Here is a 22,949-nt window from a genome sequence, read left to right as displayed (position 1 = left end):
CCGACGGGATGCTCGCGCTTGGACACAGCCGAAGTGCAGTGGATGCTGCGGTCCCTGCCCTGAACGACATACCGCGCGGCGCGATGCCGCGCGGCCAGGGCCAGGGGGTTCGACTCCCCCGCCGCGGCATCAGGCTGTCACCCGCTCCCAGGTGAGGCCGTGTTTCGCGAGGTACTTGCGCAGCCGGTCGGCGTCGTTGACGACGCTGCGCTGCCGGCGCGAGACGTCGAACAGCTGACGCCCCGCCTCCGACAGGGTGCGCGAGCGGCGGCACAGCTGCACGACGGCCTGCAGCTGCAGCCGGTCGAACAGGTCGAGTGCCTGCGCGGCATCGCCCAGCAGGGCATCGAGGTCGACGGCATCGTGCGCCGGCGCATCGCCCGCGTGGTGCTGCCACAGCCAGCGCAGCCGCTGCAGCTCGGCATCGACCAGCGCCGACGAGATGCGCCCGCCGTCGGCCAGCGTCGCCAGCCGCGTGATGCTGGCCGACAGGTCGCGGAAGTTGCCGCGCCACAGCGCCTCGGGCGACTGGGCGAAGCGCAGGTACTGCAACCGGGCCTCGGCGTTGAAGCGCACCGCGCGGCCGTTCTCGGCGGCCACGCGTGCGAGCAGGTGCTCGACGTTCGGCTCGATGTCTTCCGGCCGCTGCGCGAGGCCCGGCAGCACGTAGCTCCACAGGTTGATGCGGGCGTACAGGTCTTCGCGGAAGCGGCCCTCGGCCACGTCGATGCGCAGGTCGCGGTTGGTGCCGACCATCAGCTGGAAGTCGCTCGCCACCTCGCGGTCGCTGCCCATCGGGTAGAAGCGCTTCTCCTCCACCGCCTTCAGCAGCATCGCCTGCTCGTCCAGGCCCAGCTCTCCGATCTCGTCCAGGAACAGCACGCCGCCATGCGCGCTGCGCAGCAGGCCGGCGCGCTCGGCAGCCGCGCCGGTGAACGCGCCCTTGCGGTGGCCGAACAGCGTGGAGGCGGCGCCGTCGCCGTGCAGCGTCGCGCAGTTGACCTCGACGAACTCGCCGCTCACCTGGTGGCGCGACTTCTTCAGCTCGAACATGCGCCGCGCGAGGTGCGACTTGCCGGCGCCGGTCGGCCCGGTCAGCAGGATCGGCGCGCGCGAGCGCACGGCCACGCGCTCGATCTCGTCGATCAGCGCGTTGAAGGCGCGGTTGCGGGTCGCGATGCCGTCCTTCAGGAAGTCGACCGCGTCCTGCTGTGCCTGGTGGAAGCGCTTGGCGAGCCCGTCGTAGCGCGACAGGTCGAGGTCGATCAGCGTCAGGCTGCCGGGGTTGTCGTGCGTCTGCTTCTTCGGCGGCGCGGTCTGCAGCAGCACACCGGGGATGAAGCGCGACTCGATCATCAGGAACATGCAGATCTGCGCGACGTGCGTGCCGGTGGTGATGTGGGCGCGGTACTGCTCGCGCTCGGTGTCGAAGGGGTAGGCGCGCACCCAGTCGTAGAGCGCGCCGTACATCTCGCCGAAGTCCCAGGGGTCGGCCACGTCCATCGGGATCAGGTTGACCAGCGTCTCGGGCGAGACCGAGGCGATGTCGCGCTGCACCTGCTGCGCGAGGCCGAGGTGGCGCGGCGTGTGGATCAGCTCGATGCGGTGCACGACGACGTCGGGCTGCTGGACCAGCGAGACCGTCGGGCGCCACTTCTCCCAGCGGCCGGCACCTTGGCCGGCATCGAGCTGGGTGCCGAGGAAGCCGATGACGACGGTGTGCTTCATGTGCTGAATTGCTAAGAGGCTAGCGATGATTCTAGATTCTGGCTGTTCTGGTTCAAGCATCCCGATCCAATCGGGCCGGGATACTTGAAGAAACTCCTTGTGCGACAAGCACTTGCGAGGAGGCGAGAGCCCAAGGCAACACGCTGGCACGAGCGCTGCAATGGAAGTGCTGTCCTGACGCAAACGAAGAGTGCAATGGCCAGGGGTTGAGGCGAAGGCCTGCCCCGCTGGCGCAGGGGATCCGGGGTGTGACAGCCCTGTCGGTGTCCTGCGTACCGCGCTTCGGGAACGTCGGGTGTGAGGGCAGTCAGGTGAACGCACGCAAGTCGCGCCGGGTTCGAGTCCCGGGCTGCCCACCATCTGTAGCTCAGCTTGGTAGAGCAACTCGTTTTCAACGAGTCCGTCGCGGGTTCGACTCCCGCCAGGAAAGCTGGCCGAAAGGCCATGGTTGTGCCGGGTCGAAAGACCCATGCCGAACGCGGAAGACAGCCGGCGAGTCCGGAACGATTCCGTCAGCAGCGGCGGCCCGCACTGGGAAACCGGTCGGCCCTTGCCTGCACCCCTCGCCACGGCCGCGGTCGTGTCGAGCGTTGCAAGGCCAGCGGTCGGTGCGATCCCCGTCCGCCGACGCTGCTGTAACGGCACCTATTCGATGAGAAGAACGAGGAGAAGAAGATGTTGATGTTCGAACGTGTGATGGTGAAGAAGAGCGAACGTGGCCTGCTGCTGCGCAACGGCGATTTCGAGCGCGTGCTGGCGCCCGGCCGGCACTGGGTGTTCAAGGGGCTGGACCGCCTGCGCGTCGAGACCTTCGCGCTCGACCAGCCTGCGTTCACGCACGGCCTGGCCGACTACCTGATGGCCAAGGAGCCCGAGGTGGTCGCGGCCGAGTTCGTCAAGGTCGAGCTGTCGGAGACGCAGGTGGGCCTGCGCAGCGACAACGGCGTGCTGGTCGAAGTGCTCGCGCCCACCACGCGCCGCCTGTACTGGAAGGGCCTGGTGGATGTCACGGTGGACGTCGTAGACCTGGCGGCCGGTGCCGAGCTGTCGGCTGTGCTGACGGCTCGCCTGGTGCAGACGCAGGCGCGCAGCCGCGGCGTGTCCGGCCTGGCCGGCGTGTTGCAGGTTCAGGTGAACGAGTTCTCGGCCGGCATCCTGTGGATCGACGGCAAGGTCGATCGCGTGCTCGGTGCGGGTTCGTACGCGTTCTGGAAGTTCAACCGCACGGTCTCGGTCGACCTGGTGGACCTGCGCCTGCAGGCGGTCGACGTGAGCGGCCAGGACATCCTGACGCGTGACAAGGTCAGCCTGCGCCTGAACCTGGCGGCCACCTACCGGATCACCGACGTGCTGAAGGCGTACACGCAACTGCAGAAGCCCGCCGAGCACCTGTACAGAGAACTGCAGTTCGGCCTGCGCGCCGCGGTGGGAACCCGCAGCCTCGACGAGTTGCTGGAGAACAAGGCGGTGATCGACGAGGTCGTGACCGGCCATGCGCGTGCCAAGCTCGCGGACTACGGCCTGGCGCTGGAGAGCGTCGGCGTGAAGGACATCGTGCTGCCCGGCGAGATGAAGACCATCCTGTCGCAGGTGGTCGAGGCGCAGAAGGCGGCGGAAGCCAACGTGATCCGGCGCCGCGAGGAAACGGCGGCCAGCCGCTCGTTGCTCAACACGGCCAAGGTGATGSAGGACAACCCCACCGCGCTGCGCCTGAAGGAGCTGGAGACGCTGGAGCGCGTGGCCGAACGGATCGACAAGATCTCGGTGTTCGGCGGATTGGAAGGCGTGCTGAACGGGCTGGTGAAGCTGGCCTAGAGGAAACGAAATGGAAACCATGAAGAACTACGACACCGAAACCATCGAAGGCGGCGTGCCCGTCAAGATGTGGATCCGCGGCGTGCCCGTCGAGGCCGAGGCGAAGAAGCAGCTCGCGAACGCGGCGCGCCTGCCGATCGTCTTCAAGCACGTCGCGGCGATGCCCGACGTGCACCTGGGCATCGGCGCGACCGTCGGCTCGGTGATCCCGACGCTGCGCGCGATCATCCCGGCCGCGGTCGGCGTCGACATCGGCTGCGGGATGATGGCCTGCAAGACCACGCTGCGCGCCGAAGACCTGCCGGACAACCTGGGCCCGCTGCGTTCGGCGATCGAGCGCTCGGTGCCGCACGGCTCGACGCCGCGCCACCGTGGCCGCGACCAGGGCAGCTGGGAGAACCCGCCGGAGACCGTCGACCAGGTGTGGGCGACGCTCGTCGACGAGTTCGATGCCTTGTGCGAGCTGCACCCGCGCCTGAAGAACACCAACAACCGCAAGCACCTGGGGACGCTGGGCGGCGGCAACCACTTCATCGAGGTCTGCCTCGACGAGGAGGGCGCCGTGTGGTTCATGCTGCACTCGGGCTCGCGCGGTGTCGGCAACGCGATCGGCACGCACTTCATCGAGCTGGCCAAGAAGGATGCCGAACAGCACCAGCGCAACCTGCCCGACCAGGACCTGGCGTACTTCGAGGAAGGCGCTCAGTACTTCGGCGACTACGTGCGCGGCGTCGGCTGGGCGCAGAAGTTCGCGGCGCGCAACCGCGAGGTGATGATGACCAACCTGATCGCCACCGTGCGCCAGGTGATCGCGAAGCCGTTCGAGACGCACGTCGAGGCCGTCAACTGCCACCACAACTATGTGCAGCAGGAACGCCACTTCGGCGAGGACGTGTTCGTCACCCGCAAGGGGGCGGTCAGCGCGAAGCGCGGCCAGCTGGGGATCATTCCGGGCAGCATGGGTGCGCGCAGCTTCATCGTGCGCGGCCTGGGCAACCCGGAGAGCTTCGAGAGCTGCAGCCACGGTGCCGGCCGCGTGATGAGCCGCACGAAGGCGAAGAAGCTGTTCAGCGTGGCCGACCATGCGAAGGCGACCGAAGGCGTCGAGTGCCGCAAGGACGCGGACGTCATCGACGAGATCCCGATGGCCTACAAGGACATCGACGCGGTGATGGAAGCACAGAAGGACCTCGTGGAGGTCGTGCACACGCTGAAGCAGGTGGTGTGCGTGAAGGGGTGAGGGGAGGAGTGATGAAGAGCGGAAAGCAGCGCCGCGCCGAGATCAAGGCGCGGCGCATCCAGCGCGCGGCGCGCAGCAACATCGATTGCTTCACGCCGGTGCGGGTCCTTCCCGTGGGGGCGGTTGCCGCCGATCCGCAGCAACTGCTTCACAACAACACGTACGGCCAGCTTCCGCTGTTCTATGTCGACCGCGCGTTCAGTTGCCGCGATTGCAACCGGGCCGAGGTGTGGACGGCCAAGCAGCAGAAGTGGTGGTACGAGATCGCGAAGGGCAACATCTACAGCCAGGCCGTTCGCTGCCGGCCGTGCCGGCGCATCGAACAGGCGCGCGTCGAAGCGGCTCGAATCGTTGCGCAGGCCGGGCTGGTGCGCAAGCAGGAAGCGATGGCCAACAGGAAATGAACATGATCGAACTCGACGGCGCCACCGGGGAGGGTGGCGGCCAGATCCTGCGCAGCGCGCTGGCGCTCGCGATGTGCACCGGCCAGGGCGTTGCCCTCCAGAACATCCGTGCGCGCCGGCCCAAGCCGGGCCTGATGCGCCAGCACCTCGCCTGCGTGCAGGCGGCGCAGGCTGTCAGCGGCGCGCGGGTGCAGGGCGCCGAAGCCGGCTCGATGACGCTGGTTTTCGAGCCCGGCGCGGTGTGCGCCGGCGACCATGTCTTCAGCGTCGGCACGGCCGGCAGCGCGACGCTCGTGCTGCAGACTGTCTGGCCGGCGCTGATGCTGGCGAGCGGCACCAGCCGGCTGACGCTCACCGGTGGCACGCACAACCCGATGGCGCCGCCGTTCCACTTCATCGAGCGCTGCTATGCGCCGCTACTGCAGCGCCTGGGCGCCGGCAGCCGGCTGCAGCTGCGCCGCCACGGCTTCTTTCCGGCCGGCGGCGGCGAGTTCGTCGCCGAGATCCTGCCGGCGCTAGGGGGGCTGCTTCCGTACGACCTGATGGAGCGCGGCGCGTTGATCGCTGCCCATGCGGAAGCCCTGGCGGCGGCGGTGCCGCGCAGCGTGGCGTCGCGCGAGCTTGCGATCCTGCAGCACGAGTTCGGCTGGCCCGATGACGCGTTGCAGGTGCCGGTGCTGCGCCAGAACGAGGGCCCGGGCAACGCGCTGATGGCGACGCTGGCGCACGAGCACGTCACCGAGCTGGTGATCAGTTTCGGCGAGCGTGGCCGCAGTGCCGAGGATGTCGCGCTGTCGCTCGCCGCGGAGCTGCGCGCGTACCAGGCCGGCAGCGGCGCTCTCGGCCCTCACCTGGCCGATCAATGGGTGCTGCCGCTTGCGCTGGCGGTGTGGCGCAGCGGCCGGCCGGCGCGCTTCAGCTGCACCGAGCTGACGGAACACGCGCGGACGAACTTCGCGGTGATCGAGCGCTTCCTGCCGCTGYGCATTACGACGCAGGGGCAGGAGGGCCACTGGTGCGTCACGGTCACGCCGCTCGGCGCGTGACGCCGGGTCAGCCCCGCAGCGCGTCGGCCAGCGCCTCGATCTCGAGCCGCTGGTGCAGCCGCACCAGCCAGCGCGCCGGGATGCCGGCCTTGCCGTAGTGCGCGCCGGCGAGCTGGCCGACGATGGCTGCCGTGGTGTCGGCATCGTCGCCGAGGTTGGCGGCGCGCAGCACCGCCGCCTCGAAGCTGTCGGTCTGCGCGAAGCACCACAGCGCGGCCTCCAGAGATGCGACGCAATAACCCGAGCCGGTGACCTGCGATTCGCGCTTGTGCAGGTACTCGCGGGCGGCGATCGCCTGCACCTTCGGCATCGTCGGCCTGGCCAGCCGGTTCGCGAGGATCGCGTCCTTCGGGTGGCCGTCGAGCGCGTGGCACAGCAACTCGGCGAACAGCGCGCAGCATTCCAGCGCCTCGGTCGCCGCATGCGTGGTGGCCGAGCTGCGGCGCGCCAGGTCGATCGCGGCCTGCTGGTCCGGGTGGCCGAACAGCACCGCCGGCGCGAGCCGCATCAGCGAGCCGTTGCCGGCGCTCATCGGGTCGGTGGAGCCGGCCATCGGGTTGCGCGTTACCAGGTAGCGCTGCAGCGCGCCCGAGACGGTGATGCCGATGTCGAAGCAGCTGCCGGTCGCGCTCAGGTAGCCGTGGTGCCACCAGTTCACGTAGCGGTTCATCTGGTCCTCGGCATCGAAGCCGCGGCATTCGACCAGGCTGGTCGCGAGGCACAGCGCCATCGAGGTGTCGTCGGTCCATTCGCCGGCCTTCAGCCCGAACGGACCGCCGCCGACCATGTCGGTGATCGGCTCGAAGCTGCCGCGGCGGCGGAACTCCAGCGTGGTGCCGACCGCGTCGCCGCAGGCCAGCCCGAGCAGGCAGCCGCGGTAGCGATCGAGCAGGGCGGCTTCCTGCCTCATCGCGGTGTCAGCCCCAGGAAGTGATCCAGCATGTGGAAGTGATCGTCGAGGAACTGGTCCTCGAGCGCGGGCAGTTCGCCGATCGGCGTCCACAGCGCTGCGGCCGCGTCGTCGCCGGCCACCACCTCGGGCAGCTCGCGCCCGCCGAGGTCGAAGTGGTGGGCATGCGTGATCGTGCGGCCGCGCTGGCTGCGGTCCGGGTGGTCGAACACCGCGGTTGCGCGCAGGCACTGGCGCATGCTGGCGTCGAGCAGGTGCAGCTGGGTCTCTTCGCGCAACTCGCGCAGCGCCGACTGGTAGGCGGTCTCGCGCTGCTCGATGAAGCCGCCCGGCACCGCGTACAGGCCCTTGCCCGGCGCCTGGCCGCGGCGCACCAGCAGCACGTGGCCGGCGCATTGCACGATCGAATCGACGGTGACGAACACCGGCGGGTAGGGCGCGGCGGACCACGAAGCCCGGTAGGCCTTCAGCATGCGCCACTCGGCGGCCAGTGCCTCGAACAGCGGCAGGCGCGACCAGGCGCGCAGGAAGCCGAGCGTGGTCGACGGGGCCTGGCCGACCAGCGCCGCGAGCGTCGCGTCGACATCGTCGGCCGCGCAGGCGAAGAACGCATCGCGCAGCGCGGTGCCGTCGGCCGCGGCGATGCGCGCGACGCTGTGCAGCCGCCAGCCCGGGAAGCCCTGCAGGTACTCGCTGGTGGCGTCCTTGAAGTGGCCGACCAGCCCGATCGAGCCGAGCCGCGGATCGGCCCGCTTCGCGATCTGCGCCTGCACGCCCTCGTGCACCGCCTTCAGCCAGCGCGTCTCGTCGTAGTAGTCGCGCACCGGCAGGAACTCGATGCGGCTGCGCTCGTCCTCCGGCAGCGCGAGCCGGATCATCTCGGCGCGCTCCTCCCAGGTGAACGGGTTCTTCGGCGAGCGTGCCTGGTGGGCCGAGCCGATCACGACGACGACCCGCGGCGCGATCGCCAGCGCCTGGTTCAGCAGCGCCAGGTGCCCGTTGTGGAACGGCTGGAAGCGGCCGATGTAGACGGCCGTGTCGTGGTGCAGGCCCTGCGCGGCGGTTGGGTGGGACGGGACGGTTCTCATGGGATGTGCGCTGCGATGGGCATCTGCCGTCCGCTGCCGAAGGCACGGGGGCGGACGCGGATGATGGGGGGCGCCTGGCGCCGCTTGTATTCGTTGCGGGCGATCATGCGCCGCACCCGCTCGACCAGCGCACGGCCCTCGTCGCTGCGCTGCAGCTGCGCGACGAAGGCGGCCGACTGGGCGCGCTCGCGCGGCGCAAGCCGATCGCCTTCGATCAGCAGCTTCAGCACCTCGTCCAGCACCTCGTACGGCGGCAGGCTGTCGGTGTCCTTCTGGCCCGGCGCGAGCTCGGCCGACGGCGGCTTGTCGATGATGGCGGTCGGGATCAGCTCGCGGCCGGCGGCCTCGTTGACGTGGCGCGACAGCGCGAACACCTCCGTCTTGTAGAGGTCGCCGATCAGCCCGAGGCCGCCGTTGGTGTCGCCGTACAGCGTGCAGTAGCCGACCGAGATCTCCGATTTGTTGCCGGTGGTCAGCAGCAGGTGGCCGAAGCTGTTCGAGTAGGCCATCAGCGCGGTGCCGCGGATGCGCGCCTGCAGGTTCTCGTGCGACAGGCCTCGCAGCGGCTTGCCGAAACTGCGCTCGAACTGCGCGCCGTAGCCGTCGACCAGCTCGGCGATCGGGTGCGTGAAGAGCTCGATGCCGAGGTTGTGGCACAGCGTGACCGAGTCGTCCACCGAGCCGGCCGACGAGTAGTGCGAGGGCATCGTCACCGCGCTGACGTTCTGCGGACCGAACGCCTGCGCGGCGAGTGCCAGCGTCAACGCGCTGTCGATGCCGCCCGACGAGCCGACCACGGCTTGCTTGAAACCGCAGCGCCGCGCGTAGTCGGTGAGGCCGAGCACGATCTGCGCCTGGTAGAACGCCATCGTCGGCAGGCCGGCCGCCGGTACCGGCGGTGGCGTGTCGCCGGCGAGCGTCAGGAAGCGGCCGTGTGCGAAGCGCAGCGTCGTCACGTCCTCGACGAAGCGATGGGCCTCGTAGACCACGCGGCCGTCGGCCTCGGTCGCGAACGACGCGCCGTCGAACACCAGCTGGTCGTGGCCGCCGATCTGGTTGACGTAGAGGATCGGCAGTCGGTGGCGGCGGCTCGCGTCGCCGAAGATCTGGTGGCGCTGCTCGCGCTTGCCGATCTCGGACGGGCTCGCGTTGATCGAGACGACCAGGTCGGGCGCGGCGTCGCGCATGCGTTCGAACGGGTTCACCGCGTAGTCGTCGGCGACATCGTTCCAGCCGTCCTCGCAGATCATCATGCCGACCTGCGTGTCGCCGATGCGCAGTACCTTGGCGACATCGGGGCCGGGCTCGAAGTGGCGGCGCTCGTCGAAGATGTTGTAGGTGGGCAGCAGCTGCTTCGCGTAGCGCAGCACGATCGTGCCGCCATGCAGCACCAGCAGCATGTTGTGCAGCCGCTTGCCGGGGCCGTCGCGGCGCAGCGGCGCACCGACCACCCAGTGCAGGCCGGGCAGCTCGCGCGAGGCCTGCAGCAGGGCGTCGAGGCCGGCGTCGACGCGCTGCAGGAAGCCGGGTTCCTCGAGCAGGTCGGCCGGGTAGTAGCCGGTCAGGCCGAGTTCGGTGAAGACGACCAGCTCGGCGCCTTGCGTGTTCGCCTCACGCGCCGCGGCGACCATCTTCGCGACGTTGCCGGCGATGTCGCCGATGGTCGGGTTCAGCTGGGCGATGGTGATCTTCAGCATGCGCGTTCCTTCAGGCGGGGACGTTGAAGACCTGCTTCAGGTAGGCGAGGAAGGTCTGGTCGTCGCACAGCGTCTTGCCCGGGCTGTCGGACAGCTTGGCCACCGGCTGGCCGTTGCAGCGGGTCAGCTTCATCACGATGTTCAGCGGCGTCAGGCCCACGTCGTTCGACAGGCTGGTGCCGATGCCGAAGCCGGTCTGCGTTCGGTCGGCGAAGTGGCGGTAGAGCTCGAGCGCCCGCTCGATGGTCAGGCCGTCGGAGAACACCAGCCGCTTGGTGTGCGGGTCGATGCGCAGCTTCGCGTAATGGGCCAGCGCCTTCTCGCCCCACGCGACCGGGTCGCCGGAGTCGTGGCGCAGCCCGTCGAACAGCTTCGCGAAGTAGAGGTCGAAGTCGGCGAGGAAGGCGTCCATGCCGACCACGTCGGTCAGCGCGACGCCGAGGTCGCCGCGGTACTCCTGCACCCATTCCTCGAGCGCGGCCTTCTGCGAATCGCGCAGCCGCACGCCGAGCGCCTGGAAGGTCTGCAGGTACTCGTGCGCCATCGTGCCGATCGGCACCAGGCCGAGCTCCTTCGCGAGCAGCACGTTGGAGCTGCCGCGGAAATACTGGGGCAGGGCGTCCTTCAGCGTCGCGACCACCTCGCGCTGCCAGGCACCGCTGTAGCGCCGGCGCACGCCGAAGTCGAAGAACTCGAACGGGTTGCGGCGCGGCGGCTCGCTGCCGAAGGCGCGCAGCACCGCGATCTTGGCCTGCAGCCGCTCGCGGCCGGCGGCGAGCGCCGGGCCGGCGTCGAAGCGGCGGAAGTACAGCTCGTTGACGATCGCCAGCACGAAGATCTCGAAGGCCATCACGTGCACCTGCGGGCCCTTCGCGATGATCTCCAGCGTGTCGCCGGCGGCCCGCGCGGTGATGAAGACGCGCTGGAACTGGAAGATGCGCAGGAAGTCGACGAAGTCCGACTTGATGAAGCGCAATGCACCCAGGTAGGCGAGTTCGTCTTCGGCGAAGCGCAGCGAGCACAGGTGGTCGAGCTCGCGGTTCACGTCGGCCAGCAGCTCGGCCAGCGGGTACGCCGGCACGTTGCGGCAGACGAAGCTGTACTCTGCCTGCGTCTGCGGGTGCCAATGCAGCATGGTCTGCCACATCGTGAACTTGTAGAGATCGGTCTCCAGCAGGCTGTGGATCACAGGGGGCATGGGGGCTTTCTGGTCAGGCGAAGGTGTCAGGTCTGTCAGGTGAATTGGCGGAGGATCTCGCCGCTGCTCGCAAGTTGAACACCGCGGGCGCGCATCGCATCGAGAAACCCTTGCTGCTGCGCCTCGAAGCCGCCGACCGGGCTGATGCAGTCGGTCAGCAGCACGACGCGTTCCAGCCGGCCGCCGGGCAGGTGGTCGACGACGTGCTCGGTGGTGGCCTTCACGCAGTGGCTGCCGGCCTCGCCGGCGATCAGCAGCAGGTCGGCCTGGTCCAGGCGGTCGATCAGCGCCTGGTTGAGCTGCGTGTCGGGGTCGCCGGCATCCGGCACCTCGGCCTGCACCGCGCTGTAGTGCTCGGTCCACGGGTTCTCGCCCTTCGTGACCATCTCCACCTGGGCCAGCCGGCGCTCTTCCCAGGCGTTGCAGGCGGCACGCACGTCGGCGTGGATGCCGTGGCCCCAGCTGCCGATCTCGCAGTGCACCGGCCAGACCATCAGCGTGTAGCGGCCGCGTGCCTCCAGCTCGTCGAGGTAGGCCAGCGTGCGGGACAGCGCTGCGGCGTCGCGCGGGCGGAACGCGCCGTCGCGCACCTCGCGCGCCGTGATCGGCGTGAACGGGCCGACCGCGCTGCCGTCGCGCTGCTGCCAGAAGGTCGGGTGGGCGATGTCGACGTGGTGGTGGGAGTCGAGCGTCACGGTGATGCCGGTGATCGCATCGCCGGCCTGGCGGATGAAGCCGGCCAGGCGCTGCATGTCGGCGTGGGCGCCGGCCACCGGCAGCGCCGGCGCGAGCGCCGTGCCGGTCAGCGGATCGGCCGGGCGCCAGGCGGCGGGGAGGTCGCAGAAGTCGTTCTGCGGGTCGATGATCAGGAGCTGGGTTCGCGGTTTCATCGCAGGCTTTCGTCTTGAACGTGACCGTACTCTAGATGAGTTAGATCAACATTGCAACTAACTAAGGTAAAGAGGGGGCGGCCCTAACATCGCGGCATGGCTGTAGACACCTTCCCGCCCATCATCTGCACTGTCGATGTCGTGCTGCTGACGCTGCACGACGGTGCCTTGCACGTGGTGCTGCACCTGCGCGACCGCGAGCCGTTCCTCGGCATGCCGGCGCTGCCGGGCGGCTATGTGCACCAGCAGGAAGACCGGGACGCCGAGGACGCCGCGGTGCGCGTGTTGCGCGACAAGACCGGCATCGCGAGCCCGTACCTGGAGCAGCTCGCGACCCTGTCCGGCCCGGCCCGCGATCCGCGCGGCTGGTCGATCTCGGTGGCCTATTACGCGCTGGTGCCGCGGCAACTGCTGCCCGTCGATGCGGCGCAGCTGCGATTGATGCCGGCCGACCGCCTGCCGGCGCTGCCCTTCGATCACCGGCGCATCGTCGAGCTGGCGGTGTCGCGGGTGCGGGTGAAGAGCCACTACTCGTCGCTGCCGGTGCACCTGTGCGGCGAGCGCTTCACGCTGCCGCAGCTGCAGTCGGTGTACGAGGCGGTGCTCGGCGAACCGGTCAACAAGGTGAGCTTTCGCCGCAAGATGGACGAGCTGGCGATGCTGGAGCCGATCGACGGCGAGCTGGAGCTGGGCCGGGCCAACCGGCCGGCCCAGCTGTACCGCGTGCGCCGGGAGTTCCGGCGCACGCTCTCGCTGCTGGAGCGAGGGCTCGGCTCTTAGGCCGCTAGAAGCTCCGCCTGCAGCGTCGGCGGCACTTCGGCGTAGTGGTCGAAGTGCATCGAGTACTGCGCCCGGCCTGACGACAGCGCCCGCAGGCTGCCGATGTAGCCGAACATCTCCTTCAGCGGCACATGCGCCTCCAGCGCCGTCGCGTTGCCGCGCGGATGCTGGGCGCGCACGTGGCCGCGCCGGCGGTGCAGATCGCCGATGCTGTCGCCGAGGTAGTCGGCCGGCGTGACGACTTCCACCGCCATCACCGGCTCGAGCACCACCGGCGCTGCACGCGCGACGCCGTCGCGGAAGGCCGCGGCCGCCGCCAGCTCGAACGCCAGCACCGACGAGTCGCGCTCGTGGAAGCTGCCGTCGAGCAGCGTCACCTCGAGGTCGACCACCGGGTAGCCCGCCAGCACGCCGGTCTCTGCCGCGCGCTTCACGCCGGACTCGACGCCCGGGATGAACTCGCGCGGGATCGCGCCGCCCGTCACCTGGTTGACGAAGCGCAAGCCCTCGCCGCGCGCCAGTGGCGCGATGCGCAGCGTGACACCGGCGAACTGCCCGGGGCCGCCGCTCTGCTTCTTGTGCAGGTGGCTGACCTCGACCGTGCGCGCGACCGTCTCGCGGTAGGCGACCTGCGGCCGGCCCACCGTGACCTCGACGTGATGGCGCGTGCGCAGCTTCTCCAGCGTCACCTCGAGCTGCAGCTCGCCCATGCCGGACAGGATGGTCTGGCCGGATTCGGCGTCCTGGCGGATGCGCAGGCTCGGGTCTTCCTTCGCGAGCGCGCCCAGCGCCTTGCCGAGCTGCTGCTGGTCGGCCTGCGTGCGCGGCTCCACCGCGACGTGGATCACCGGTTCCGGGATCGAGATGCTCTCCAGCACGACCGGGTGGCGCTTGTCGGCGAGCGTGTGGCCGGTCGTCGTGTCCTTCAGGCCCACGAGCGCACCGATGTCTCCCGCCTGCAGGGCCGGGACTTCCACATGCTTGTCGGCATGCACTTCATACAGGCGCGCCACGCGCTCGGTGCGGCCGGTGCTCGCATTGAGCACGCTGTCGCCCGGCCGCAGGCGGCCGCGGTAGACGCGCACGAAGACCATCGCGCCGTGGTCGTCGGAGACGACCTTGAACGCGAGGGCCGCGAGCGGGCCGTCGGCATCCGACTCGGGTTGGCCTTCGGTGGCGATGTCGCCCGGCGCCGGCAGGTAGTCGACGACGGCGTCCAGCAGCGGCTCGACGCCGCGGTTGCGGAACGCCGAGCCGGCCAGCACCGGCACGAAGGCACCGGCCAGCGTGCCGGCACGCAGGCCCGCGCGCAATTGCTCGACCGAGGGTTCCTCGCCTTGCAGCCAGGCCTGCAGCAGCGCATCGTCGCGCTCGACCACCGCCTCGACGAGGCGGGCGCGCGCGATCGTCGCCTGCGCCTGCAGGTCGTCGGGGATGGCTTCGACGAGTGGCGGCTGGCTGGCATCGGCGGCCGGCCAGACGAGGGCGCGCCGGCCGAGCAGGTCCACGACGCCGCGGAACGAGTCCTCGGCGCCGATCGGCAGTTGCAGCGGCAGGGCTGTGACGCCCAGGCGCGACTCCATCATCTGCACGACGCGGGTGAAGTCGGCACCCACTCGGTCGAGCTTGTTGATGAAGGCGAGGCGGGGCACGTGGTACTTGTCGGCAAGGCGCCAGTTGGTCTCGGTCTGCGGTTCGACGCCGGCGACGCCGTCGAACACGACCACCGCGCCGTCGAGCACGCGCAGCGAGCGGTTCACCTCGATGTTGAAGTCGATGTGTCCGGGTGTGTCGATGACGTTGATCTGCGCACCATTCCAGAACACGGTGGTGGCCGCGCTGTTGATGGTGATGCCGCGTGCCCGCTCCTGCGGGTCGTAGTCCATCACGGTGTTGCCATCGTTCACATCGCCGATGCGGTGGTTCGCGCCGGTGTAGAACAGGATGCGTTCGGTGGTGGTGGTCTTGCCGGCGTCGACGTGGGCGATGACGCCGATGTTGCGAAGGAGCCGGGTGTTGTTGTTGCGGGTCATGACGAATCTTTCAAACTGGGGCGGTTTCGGCCGGCCCCGGCGAAGATCCGCCTGGGCTAGCCCGTAACTTGCATGGCTGGGGTGTTGTCGACGGACACGCCAAAGGACGAGCGCAAGCCTCCCGTGCTTTGGCGGTCCTGAATCGTGGCGATCAACTTGTCGTAGGTGCGCATGGCAGTAACGTGCAGACTGAAAAGCAAAAACCCCGGGGGCAGTGCCGACCGGGGTTTTGGGGACCGGAAGGCGCAAGGCCTTCCGATGTGGCGAAAGACCTGGAACTACACAGCGAACAGCAACACGTCGCCACGCGACGGTGCTGCTTGCGAAATGGCTTCAAGGTTCTTCAACATGGTTGCGATTGTCCTACCGACGCAGAGCACCTGTTGCCGGTGGGGCTACCGCTTTGGTGTGGAATGAGTTCATGACTGCTCAGAAGATTCTTCTCGCCGGTGCGACGGGTGTCGTCGGACGCCGGCTCGTTCCGCTGCTGGTCGGCGGCGGCTACAACGTGTTCGGCATGACGCGCAGCCAGGCGAAGGCAGCGTCGATCATGGCCGCGGGCGCCGAGCCGATCGTGCTCGACGTGTTCGATGCGGCCGCGGTGCGCGCGACGGTGTTGCGCCTGAAGCCCGACGTGATCGTGCACCAGTTGACGGATCTCGCACTGCTGAACGATGCGGCGACGCGCGACGAGGCGCTGGTGCGCAACGCGCGGCTGCGCACCGAGGGCACGCAGAACCTGGTCGATGCGGCGCTTGCCAGCGGTGCGAAGCGGATGGTGGCGCAGAGCATCGCCTGGATCTACGCCGCGGGGCGCGAGCCGCATGCCGAGAGCGATCCGCTGGACCTGAAGGCCGAAGGGGCGCGGGCCACCACGGTGGAAGCCGTGGCAACGCTGGAGCGGCTGGTGACGCAATCGCCGGGGCTCGAGGGCGTGGTGCTGCGTTATGGCCACTTCTACGGGCCGGGCACCGGGGTCGAGACGGCGGCGGGCAAGCCGTCTGCCTTGCATGTCGACGCGGCGGCGTATGCGGCGCTGCTGGCGGTCGACCGAGGCGCGCCGGGCATCTACAACGTGGCCGAGCCGAGCTGGCAGATCACGGGTGACAAGGTGCGGCGCGAACTCGGCTGGGATGCCGCGTTTCGTTTGCGGAGTTGACCGTCGTCTTTGGGCGCGAGCAAAGGCTCGGGTAGGCAGGGTGTGGCTCGCCGGTCGGTGCGGTCATCGCCCTGGGGGCGATGACTCCCCTGCGCTGACTGGTTTCATGGCCCGTCGTCGAAACTCCCTCCACTCACTTCGTTCGTTGTGGTCAAACAGTCGACGACAGTCAGTTGACGAAGCGTGCTGGCGCACGCGGGCCATGAAACCAGCCAGCTCCGGCGCCCCGCCCTGATTGGCGCTCCACACCCTGCCTACCCGAGCCTTTGCGGCCACCGTCCGTCTGTGTTTGGGGGAAAAGATTGAAGTGACCGACGAACGCGCGGACGCTCGCATACTTGTCGGTCACTTTAAGCCTGCCACACCCCGAACCCAGCCTCCCGAAGAGCAATCCCGAGCTCCACTTCCATGTCGCGCGCCCCGTCGTACGGCATCGGGTTGTAGACCTCGTACAGCTTCGGCAGCAACCGCAGCCCATAGGTCGTGACGAAGCGGTTCGCCTGGATGCCGGCCTTGTGCTTGTCGAACCTGACATCCGGGTCCAGGCCCGTCATGCCGACGTAGACGAAGGGCTTGCCCAGCTGGTAGTCGGGGTTCGCCTTGCGGAAGCTCGGCTCGTTCCACACCTGATCGGCCAGCTCCACCACGTAGACGCTGTAGTGATGCTTCGGCCGGCGCGGCATGTCCCGTCCGTCAGGCCGGCTTGCCGCGCGCCACCAGCTCGGCGTGGCGGGCCGCGTCGATGTTGCTGCCGCACATGACCAGGCCGACGCGGCGGCCGTCGAGCCGGTCCTTCAGCGGGCCGAACAGCGCGGCCACCGCGGCCGCCGGCGCCGGCTCGACCGCCAGCTTCATGTCGATGAACAGGTCGTGCATGCCGCGGCACATGTCGTCGTCGGACACGCGCACGATCTCGTCGACGAAGCGGCGGCACACGCCGTAGCTGTACGCCAGCGCATACGGTGCGCCCAGGCTGTCGGCGATCGTGTCGACCGCGTCCAGCTTCACCGGCTCGCCGGCCTGGAAGCTGCGGTACATCGCGTCGGCACCCAGCGGCTCGACGCCGTAGACGCGGCAGTCCGGATTGATCTGCTTGACGGCGGCGGCAATGCCCGAGATCAAGCCGCCACCGCCCACCGGCACCACCACCGCGTCGAGCTGCGGCACCTGCTGCATGAATTCCAGCCCGACCGTCGCGGTGCCTTGCGAGGTCAGCGGGCCGTCGAACGGGTGGATCATCGTGCGGCCTTCGTCGGCCACCAGTGCCTGCGCGCCGGCGAAGGCCTCGTGCACGTTGGCGACCAGCACCACCTTCGCGCCGAAACCCTCGCAGGTGGCGATGCGCAGCGGGCTCGCATGCTTCGGCATCACGACCGTTGCGCTGGTGCCGGCGATGCGCGCCGCGTACGCCACGGCGATCGCGTGGTTGCCGGCGCTCGCGGCGACGATGCCGCGCCGCTTCGCGTCGGCATCCAGCGCCTCGATGCAGTTCAGCGCGCCCCGCAGCTTGAAGCTGCCGGTGGTCTGGAAGAGCTCCAGCTTCAGCCAGACCTCGGTCACCGGCGCGAGCCGGGTCGCGACCGCGCCGCTCTGCCAGCGCCACGCGGGCGTTTCTCGCACCTTGCCGGCCAGGCGATCGGCGGTTGCGCGGATGTCATTCAGGGAGGGGAAGGGCGTGTCGGGGTTCATGGAGATGGATTGTCCGCGCAAGCGCTGCGGTGGCCGAGGGCCCGGGATAATGCGGCCGATGACGAGCAGCACGAGCGACGGCGACAGATTCTTCAAGCGGCTGGCCGACAGCCTGGACGAGCACAGCTTCGTCAAGCTGGTGCTGGCCAAGTACCGCGGGCCCGAGCCCGACCTGCTGCGCGCCACGCTGCGCCGCATCCAGGTGCGCGACGCCGACACCCTCAGCTTCGTCTACACCTACCGCACGCGCGACGTGACCCGCAACATGCCGCTCGCCGACGGCCTGCAGAGCCTGCGCGAACGGGCCGTCGAGCTGTTCGGCCACCTGCACCTGATGACCCGCAGCGAGGACGTGCAGCTGATGGTCAGCAAGAAGGGGCAACAGACGCTGCGCGTGGCGGCCGCCGAACACGAGGCCGACGACGCGGCCGGTGCCCACGACCGCGAGAAGCACCGCTTCGTCGACATCGCCCGCCCGTTCCTGACCGACCTCGGCGTCACGACGCCACAGCACCAGCTGGTGCCGGCGATGGCGCGCAAGTGGAAGCAGATCAACAAGTTCGTCGAGGTGCTCGACAGCGCGCTGAAGGCCTCGCCGCTGCGCGACGCGAAGGACGTGCGCGTGCTCGACTTCGGCGCCGGCAAGGGCTACCTGACCTTCGCGATGCACGAGTACCTGCACGCGACGCGCGGCATGAACGCGCAGGTCACCGGCGTCGAGCTGCGCGAGGACATGGTGCGCCTGTGCAACGCCGCCGCGCAGCGCAACGGCATGGCCGGGCTCGCGTTCCGCCACGGCGACGTGCGCACCCATGCGCGCGAACCGGTCGACGTGATGATCGCGCTGCACGCCTGCGACATCGCCACCGACTACGCGATCGACATGGGCATCCGCGCCGGTGCGTCCATCATCATGTGCTCGCCGTGCTGCCACAAGGAGATCCGCCCGCAGCTGCTGAGCCCGCACCCGCTGCGGCCGATCCTGCAGCACGGCATCCACCTCGGCCAGGAGGCCGAGATGCTGACCGACGGCCTGCGCGCGCTGCTGCTCGAATCGCAGGGCTACGACACGCAGGTGTTCGAGTTCGTGGCGCTGGAGCACACCAGCAAGAACAAGATGATCCTCGCGGTGAAGCGCACGCAACCCAGACCGGTCGACGAGGTGCTGGCGCAGATCCGCGAGATCAAGGCCTTCTACGGCATCCGCGAACACTGCCTCGAGACGCTGCTGGCCGCTGCTTGAACGGGTTCAGCCCGCGGCCAGGATCAGGTCGGCCGCCTTCTCGGCAATCATGATCGTCGGCGCATTCGTGTTGCCGCCGATCAGCGTCGGCATCACCGAGGCATCGACCACGCGCAAGCCTTGCACCCCGTGCACGCGCAGCGACGGGTCGACCACCGCCATCGGGTCGGTGCCCATCCTGCAGGTGCCGCTCGGGTGGTAGATGGTGTCGGCGCGGTTGCGGATCACCTCGCGGATCTCGTGGTCGCTCGAGACACCCGCCGTGAACATGTCGCGCTTCAGGCGCGACGCGATCGCCGGGGCCTGCAGCAGCCGCTGCGTCAGCTTCCAGCCTTCGACCAGCACCTCCAGGTCGTCGGGATCGTCGAAGTACTTCGGGTCGATCAGCGGCGCGTCGCGCACGTCGCCGCTTTGCACCAGCACCGTGCCGCGGCTGCGCGGCCGCAGCAGGCAGACATGGCATGACAGCCCGTGCCGCAGGTGCAGCTTGCGCGCGTGGTCGTCGACCAGCGCGACGACGAAATGCAGCTGCACGTCCGGTGCCGGCGAATCCGGCGACACCCGCAGGAAGCCGCCGCCCTCGGCGAAGTTGCTGGTCAAGAGGCCGCTGCGCTCGCGCCGATAGCGTGCGTACTCGCGCAGCGCGTTGATGCTGCCGGCCGGCGAGAAACCGAACAGCGAGGTGTCGGGCACGCGGTAGCCGAACGTGAAGTCGATGTGGTCCTGCAGGTTGCGGCCGACGCCCGGCAGGTGGTGCTTCAGGTGGATGCCGGTGCGCTGCAGGAAGGCGCCGTCGCCGACGCCCGACACCTGCAGCAGCTGCGGCGTCTGCRGCGCACCGGCGCACAGGATCACCTCGCGCCGCGCCATCAGCCGCTCGACATGGCGGCCGCGTGCCATCTCGATGCCGATGGCCCGCTTGCCGTCGAACAGCACGCGCAAGGTCTGCGCCGTCGTCAGCACGTGCAGGTTGTCGCGCGCGTCCATCACCGGGTGCAGGTAGGCGCGCGCGGCGCTCCAGCGTTCGCCGCGGTGCTGCGTGACCTGGTAGATGCCGATGCCGTCCTGGCTCGCACCGTTGAAGTCGTCGTTGAGCGCGAAGCCGGCTTCGCGTGCCGCCTGCAGCCAGCGCTGCTGCCACGGGTTCGCGCTGCGCAGCTCGCCGACGTGCAGCGGGCCGTCGCGGCCGTGGAACTCGTCGTGCAGGCGCTCGTTGTTCTCGGCCTTCCTGAAGTACGGCAGCACCTCGTCGTAGGACCAGCCCGCATTGCCGAGCGCGGCCCAGTGGTCGTAGTCGCTGCGGTGGCCGCGGGTGTAGATCATCGCGTTGATCGCCGACGATCCGCCCAGCGCCTTGCCGCGCGGCTGGTAGCCGCGGCGGCCGTTCAGGCCGGGCTGCGGCACGGTCTCGAAGGCCCAGTTGTTGAGCCGCGTCGGCAGCATCGTGACCGCGCCGACCGGCATCTCGATCAACGCGCCGCGGCCCTCGCCGCCGGCCTCGATCAGCGCGACGGCGGTCGACGGATCGGCACTGAGCCGGTTCGCGAGCACGCAGCCGGCCGAGCCGCCGCCGACGATCAGGTAATCAACCTCTCCCGTCATGCTGCCTCCCGTGTTCTTCAGATGAGGCTGTGACCGAACTGCGGGGGACCCGGCAACATCAGGTCCTCGATCGACGGCAGGCCGCCGAGCAGCATCGGCGTCCAGTGCTCGGCCGGCGCCGGCGCATGGAACAGGAAGCCCTGGTAGGCGTCGACGCCCAGCATCTGCAGGAAGCGCAGCTGCGCGCCGCGCTCGACCCCTTCGGCCACCACCTGCAGGTGCAGGTTGTTGGCCAGCGTGACGATCGAGCGCACGATGCGCTCGCGCCGTGCATTGCCCGGCAGGTCGAGCAGGAAGCTGCGGTCGATCTTCAGCACGTCGATCGGCAGGTCGGCCAGCTTGGACAGCGACGAGTAGCCGGTGCCGAAATCGTCGATCGAGATCTTGAACGACCATTCGCGCAGCAGCTTCAGCTGCGCGAGCGCCCGCTCGGGCCGCTCGGCGAGGAAGGTCTCGGTGACCTCCAGGTCGAGCGCGCCGACCGGCACGTCGTAGCGGCCGACCGCGGCCAGCACCGTCTCGAACAGGTTGTCGCGGTCGAGGTCGCGCGCCGACAGGTTCACCGCGACGCGCGGCGCCTGCGCGCCGGCCGCCATCCACAGCGCGAGCTGCCGGCACACCTCGTCGAGGATGTAGTCGGTGATGCGCGACACGCAGCCCATCTGCTCGGCCACCGGCACGAACTCGGCCGGCGACACCGCGCCCAGCGCCGGGCTGTTCCAGCGCACCAGCGCCTCGAAACCCAGCAGCTGGCCGTTCGAGCGCACCTGCGGCTGGTAGACGACATGCAGCTCGCGGTCGTCGATGGCCTGCTCGAGCGCCGATTCGATCGCGATGCGCCGGCTCACCGCGCGCTCGCTGATCGGCGTGCCGATCTCCTCGGCGGTGGCGCTGCCCTCGCGCGACAGCTCCATCGCGACGCCGCTGCGGTGCATCACCTCGGCGGCCTGTGCGCTGTCGATCGGGAACAGCGCGGCACCGAGCGCGAGCTCGACCAGCACATGGCCGCTGCCGACCTGCAGCTGGTGCGGCAGCGCCCGGCGCAGCCGCGTCACCGCCATCGTGGCCTGCACCGCCGGCAGCGGCGGCAGCGCGATGGTCAGCATCGAGCCGCGGGTGCGGGCGATGTAGCTGTCCTTGCCGCCGGCCTCGCGCAGCGCGTTCGCGAACGCGACGATGAATTGGTTGCCCTGCGCCATGCCGAAGCGCGCATTGACCTGGCGCAGCGAGCCCAGCCCGCACGACACCACCGGGATCACCATGCCGGCCTGCAGCGTGGCGCGTTGGCGATCGAGCCACTGCGCCATGCCCTCGGGGCGCGGCAGGCCGGTGACGACGTCGTGCGACGCCAGGTACTCGGCCTCGGCCTGGCTGCGCACCAGGTTGCGCTGCAGCTCGCGCAGTTCGGTCACGTCCTGCAAGCTGACCGCGAAATGGCGGTCGCCGCAGGCGAAGCGGCTGCGCACCACCACCCGGCGCTGCGTGCGGCCCTCGCCGGCCAGCCACTCGGTGCCGGCGTCGAAACTCGGGACAGCGCTACCCTCCGGGGCGGTCGAACGCAGCCAGCGGGACAGCGGCTGGTCGTCGATCACGCTGCCGGCGAGCTGCGCGAACAGCCGGTTGCCGCGCCGCACGCGGCCGTCGTCGCGGCACACGACGACGGCGGTGCCCTGGTTCTCGAACAGGTCCTCGTACAGGTCCTGCATGCGCTTCGCATGCTGCTGCGAGTGCTTGACCGCGCTCAGGATGCGGAACACCGCGAGCGGCAGGCAGAAGTTGAAGAAGGTGAAGAGCAGGCCGTGGATGTACAGCGGCGAGGTGTTGAGCGTGACGTCGATCCCGAACACGTTGGGCATCACGTAGCCCGAGGCCGCCAGGCCGAACGGCACCAGGTTCAGCGCCATCAGCGCGAGCGCGAGCCGGTAGCCGCGCAGCAGGCCGGCCAGCAGCGGCGCCGAGTAGCAGAACACGTAGCCGAGACGCTGCACCTCGGGAATGCGCACGCAGGTGGCGATCACCAGGCCGGCGGCGTAGACGATGACGATCAGGCCGTTGCTGGCCAGCCGCTGGTGCTGCGTCGACCAGCGGATCGCGGCCAGCAGCGCCAGGTAGAACGCGATGACGATGACGAGGATGTAGTAGACGCCGCGCTGCAGCCCGAGCCACGAGCTGTGCAGCGAGATGGCCGCCTCGAGCGTGATCCCGCTGAGCAGGACGATGCGCAGCGCGCTCAGCTGAACGCGGCTGTCGGTGTCCTGGGACGGGCGGCCTGGCAACTGCAGGAAGGCGTACATGGACGCCCACAGGCGCTCACCCGTCGAGATCAATCGGCGGAGCATCGGGTCGGGCTGGGGAGGCTGTCTGGCAAAGCTGTCGAGTGTGCCCGTCGCGGGTGTGCACGCGACGGCGGCGAGCGTGAACGACTTC

General features: G+C 69.4%; 18 protein-coding genes and 1 tRNA gene. 8 read left to right on the top strand and 11 right to left on the bottom strand.

Features of this window, described 5'->3' with window-relative positions:
• Positions 1-129: 129 nt before the first annotated feature.
• Entirely contained in the window at positions 130-1,728 is a 1,599-nt protein-coding gene (rtcR, locus tag AC1D15_RS00305; RefSeq protein ID WP_477824472.1) for an RNA repair transcriptional activator RtcR, read from the bottom strand.
• Between the two features lie 356 nt (positions 1,729-2,084).
• On the opposite strand from rtcR, the gene AC1D15_RS00300 reads away from it, so the two are divergent.
• The 5 genes from AC1D15_RS00300 to rtcA all read left to right on the top strand — a co-directional run bounded on the left by AC1D15_RS00300 (position 2,085) and on the right by rtcA (position 6,233).
• Positions 2,085-2,156, top strand: a tRNA-Glu gene (locus AC1D15_RS00300).
• Positions 2,157-2,409: 253 nt separating this feature from the next.
• Positions 2,410-3,543: a slipin family protein gene (locus tag AC1D15_RS00295; RefSeq protein WP_477824480.1), complete on the top strand. Its 1,134-nt coding sequence runs from the start codon at positions 2,410-2,412 to the stop codon at positions 3,541-3,543.
• 10 nt (positions 3,544-3,553) lie between these two features.
• Complete coding sequence (locus tag AC1D15_RS00290; RefSeq protein ID WP_477824471.1) at positions 3,554-4,783, top strand: RtcB family protein; 1,230 nt, start codon at positions 3,554-3,556, stop codon at positions 4,781-4,783.
• An 11-nt stretch (positions 4,784-4,794) separates the two neighbouring features.
• A complete protein-coding gene (locus tag AC1D15_RS00285) occupies positions 4,795-5,187 on the top strand; it encodes a zinc-ribbon domain containing protein (protein WP_477824470.1) in 393 nt (130 codons plus the stop codon).
• Positions 5,188-5,189: 2 nt separating this feature from the next.
• The gene (gene rtcA / locus AC1D15_RS00280; RefSeq protein WP_477824469.1) at positions 5,190-6,233 is read left to right on the top strand and encodes an RNA 3'-terminal phosphate cyclase; all 1,044 of its coding nucleotides are present in this window, start codon (positions 5,190-5,192) and stop codon (positions 6,231-6,233) included.
• 7 nt (positions 6,234-6,240) lie between these two features.
• Here rtcA and AC1D15_RS00275 read toward each other — a convergent pair whose 3' ends face one another.
• The 5 genes from AC1D15_RS00275 to AC1D15_RS00255 are packed head-to-tail and all read right to left on the bottom strand — an operon-like array spanning position 6,241 to position 12,016.
• Entirely contained in the window at positions 6,241-7,143 is a 903-nt protein-coding gene (locus tag AC1D15_RS00275; RefSeq protein ID WP_477824468.1) for an ADP-ribosylglycohydrolase family protein, read from the bottom strand.
• Positions 7,140-8,231 (bottom strand): bifunctional nicotinamide-nucleotide adenylyltransferase/Nudix hydroxylase, encoded by a 1,092-nt coding sequence (locus AC1D15_RS00270; RefSeq protein ID WP_477824467.1) that lies wholly within the window; start codon positions 8,229-8,231, stop codon positions 7,140-7,142. Before AC1D15_RS00270 ends, AC1D15_RS00275 begins: the two co-directional genes overlap by 4 nt.
• Positions 8,228-9,928, bottom strand: a complete 1,701-nt coding sequence (locus AC1D15_RS00265) for an NAD+ synthase (RefSeq protein WP_477824466.1) — start codon at positions 9,926-9,928, stop codon at positions 8,228-8,230. The genes AC1D15_RS00270 and AC1D15_RS00265 overlap by 4 nt, the downstream gene beginning before the upstream one ends.
• A gap of 10 nt (positions 9,929-9,938) precedes the next feature.
• Positions 9,939-11,126, bottom strand: a complete 1,188-nt coding sequence (pncB, locus tag AC1D15_RS00260; protein WP_477824465.1) for a nicotinate phosphoribosyltransferase — start codon at positions 11,124-11,126, stop codon at positions 9,939-9,941.
• Positions 11,127-11,161: 35 nt separating this feature from the next.
• On the bottom strand, positions 11,162-12,016 hold the full coding sequence (locus AC1D15_RS00255; RefSeq protein ID WP_477824464.1) for a cysteine hydrolase family protein: 855 nt from the start codon (positions 12,014-12,016) through the stop codon (positions 11,162-11,164).
• Positions 12,017-12,112: 96 nt separating this feature from the next.
• Here AC1D15_RS00255 and AC1D15_RS00250 point away from each other — a divergent pair, with 96 nt between their 5' ends.
• The gene (locus tag AC1D15_RS00250) at positions 12,113-12,796 is read left to right on the top strand and encodes an NUDIX hydrolase (RefSeq protein WP_477824463.1); all 684 of its coding nucleotides are present in this window, start codon (positions 12,113-12,115) and stop codon (positions 12,794-12,796) included.
• Here the strand turns inward: AC1D15_RS00250 and fusA are convergent.
• A complete protein-coding gene (gene fusA, locus AC1D15_RS00245; RefSeq protein ID WP_477824462.1) occupies positions 12,793-14,829 on the bottom strand; it encodes an elongation factor G in 2,037 nt (678 codons plus the stop codon). The genes AC1D15_RS00250 and fusA overlap by 4 nt on opposite strands.
• A 421-nt stretch (positions 14,830-15,250) precedes the next feature.
• Here fusA and AC1D15_RS00240 point away from each other — a divergent pair, with 421 nt between their 5' ends.
• Positions 15,251-15,988 (top strand): NAD-dependent epimerase/dehydratase family protein, encoded by a 738-nt coding sequence (locus AC1D15_RS00240; RefSeq protein ID WP_047503715.1) that lies wholly within the window; start codon positions 15,251-15,253, stop codon positions 15,986-15,988.
• 350 nt (positions 15,989-16,338) lie between these two features.
• Here AC1D15_RS00240 and AC1D15_RS00235 read toward each other — a convergent pair whose 3' ends face one another.
• On the bottom strand, positions 16,339-16,671 hold the full coding sequence (locus AC1D15_RS00235; RefSeq protein WP_047503712.1) for a hypothetical protein: 333 nt from the start codon (positions 16,669-16,671) through the stop codon (positions 16,339-16,341).
• Positions 16,672-16,681: 10 nt separating this feature from the next.
• Positions 16,682-17,677, bottom strand: coding sequence for a threonine ammonia-lyase (locus AC1D15_RS00230; protein WP_477824461.1), 996 nt, complete (start codon positions 17,675-17,677; stop codon positions 16,682-16,684).
• Positions 17,678-17,735: 58 nt separating this feature from the next.
• Between AC1D15_RS00230 and AC1D15_RS00225 the strand changes: the two genes are divergently transcribed.
• Entirely contained in the window at positions 17,736-18,920 is a 1,185-nt protein-coding gene (locus tag AC1D15_RS00225) for a class I SAM-dependent methyltransferase (protein ID WP_477824460.1), read from the top strand.
• 6 nt (positions 18,921-18,926) lie between these two features.
• On the opposite strand, the gene AC1D15_RS00220 is transcribed toward AC1D15_RS00225, so the two are convergent.
• Positions 18,927-20,522, bottom strand: a complete 1,596-nt coding sequence (locus AC1D15_RS00220) for a GMC family oxidoreductase (protein WP_477824459.1) — start codon at positions 20,520-20,522, stop codon at positions 18,927-18,929.
• A 17-nt stretch (positions 20,523-20,539) separates the two neighbouring features.
• Positions 20,540-22,861, bottom strand: a complete 2,322-nt coding sequence (locus AC1D15_RS00215; protein WP_477824458.1) for a putative bifunctional diguanylate cyclase/phosphodiesterase — start codon at positions 22,859-22,861, stop codon at positions 20,540-20,542.
• Positions 22,862-22,949: the final 88 nt, after the last annotated feature.

The sequence above is a fragment of the Rhizobacter sp. P2_H2 genome (assembly GCF_056403375.1).
The sequence above is the reverse complement of the archived record's forward strand: the minus strand, read 5'-3'. Positions and strand labels throughout refer to the sequence as shown.

Excerpts from the sequence above, each read along its gene's own strand:
- rtcR (WP_477824472.1), bottom strand. The coding sequence starts at position 1,728 with ATGAAGCACACCGTCGTCATCGGCTTCCTCGGCACCCAGCTCGATGCC.
- AC1D15_RS00290 (WP_477824471.1), top strand. The coding sequence starts at position 3,554 with ATGGAAACCATGAAGAACTACGACACCGAAACCATCGAAGGCGGCGTG.
- AC1D15_RS00285 (WP_477824470.1), top strand. The coding sequence starts at position 4,795 with ATGAAGAGCGGAAAGCAGCGCCGCGCCGAGATCAAGGCGCGGCGCATC.
- AC1D15_RS00275 (WP_477824468.1), bottom strand. The coding sequence starts at position 7,143 with ATGAGGCAGGAAGCCGCCCTGCTCGATCGCTACCGCGGCTGCCTGCTC.
- AC1D15_RS00270 (WP_477824467.1), bottom strand. The coding sequence starts at position 8,231 with ATGAGAACCGTCCCGTCCCACCCAACCGCCGCGCAGGGCCTGCACCAC.
- AC1D15_RS00265 (WP_477824466.1), bottom strand. The coding sequence starts at position 9,928 with ATGCTGAAGATCACCATCGCCCAGCTGAACCCGACCATCGGCGACATC.
- pncB (WP_477824465.1), bottom strand. The coding sequence starts at position 11,126 with ATGCCCCCTGTGATCCACAGCCTGCTGGAGACCGATCTCTACAAGTTC.
- AC1D15_RS00255 (WP_477824464.1), bottom strand. The coding sequence starts at position 12,016 with ATGAAACCGCGAACCCAGCTCCTGATCATCGACCCGCAGAACGACTTC.
- AC1D15_RS00250 (WP_477824463.1), top strand. The coding sequence starts at position 12,113 with ATGGCTGTAGACACCTTCCCGCCCATCATCTGCACTGTCGATGTCGTG.
- fusA (WP_477824462.1), bottom strand. The coding sequence starts at position 14,829 with ATGACCCGCAACAACAACACCCGGCTCCTTCGCAACATCGGCGTCATC.
- AC1D15_RS00240 (WP_047503715.1), top strand. The coding sequence starts at position 15,251 with ATGACTGCTCAGAAGATTCTTCTCGCCGGTGCGACGGGTGTCGTCGGA.
- AC1D15_RS00235 (WP_047503712.1), bottom strand. The coding sequence starts at position 16,671 with ATGCCGCGCCGGCCGAAGCATCACTACAGCGTCTACGTGGTGGAGCTG.
- AC1D15_RS00230 (WP_477824461.1), bottom strand. The coding sequence starts at position 17,677 with ATGAACCCCGACACGCCCTTCCCCTCCCTGAATGACATCCGCGCAACC.
- AC1D15_RS00225 (WP_477824460.1), top strand. The coding sequence starts at position 17,736 with ATGACGAGCAGCACGAGCGACGGCGACAGATTCTTCAAGCGGCTGGCC.
- AC1D15_RS00215 (WP_477824458.1), bottom strand. The coding sequence starts at position 22,861 with ATGCTCCGCCGATTGATCTCGACGGGTGAGCGCCTGTGGGCGTCCATG.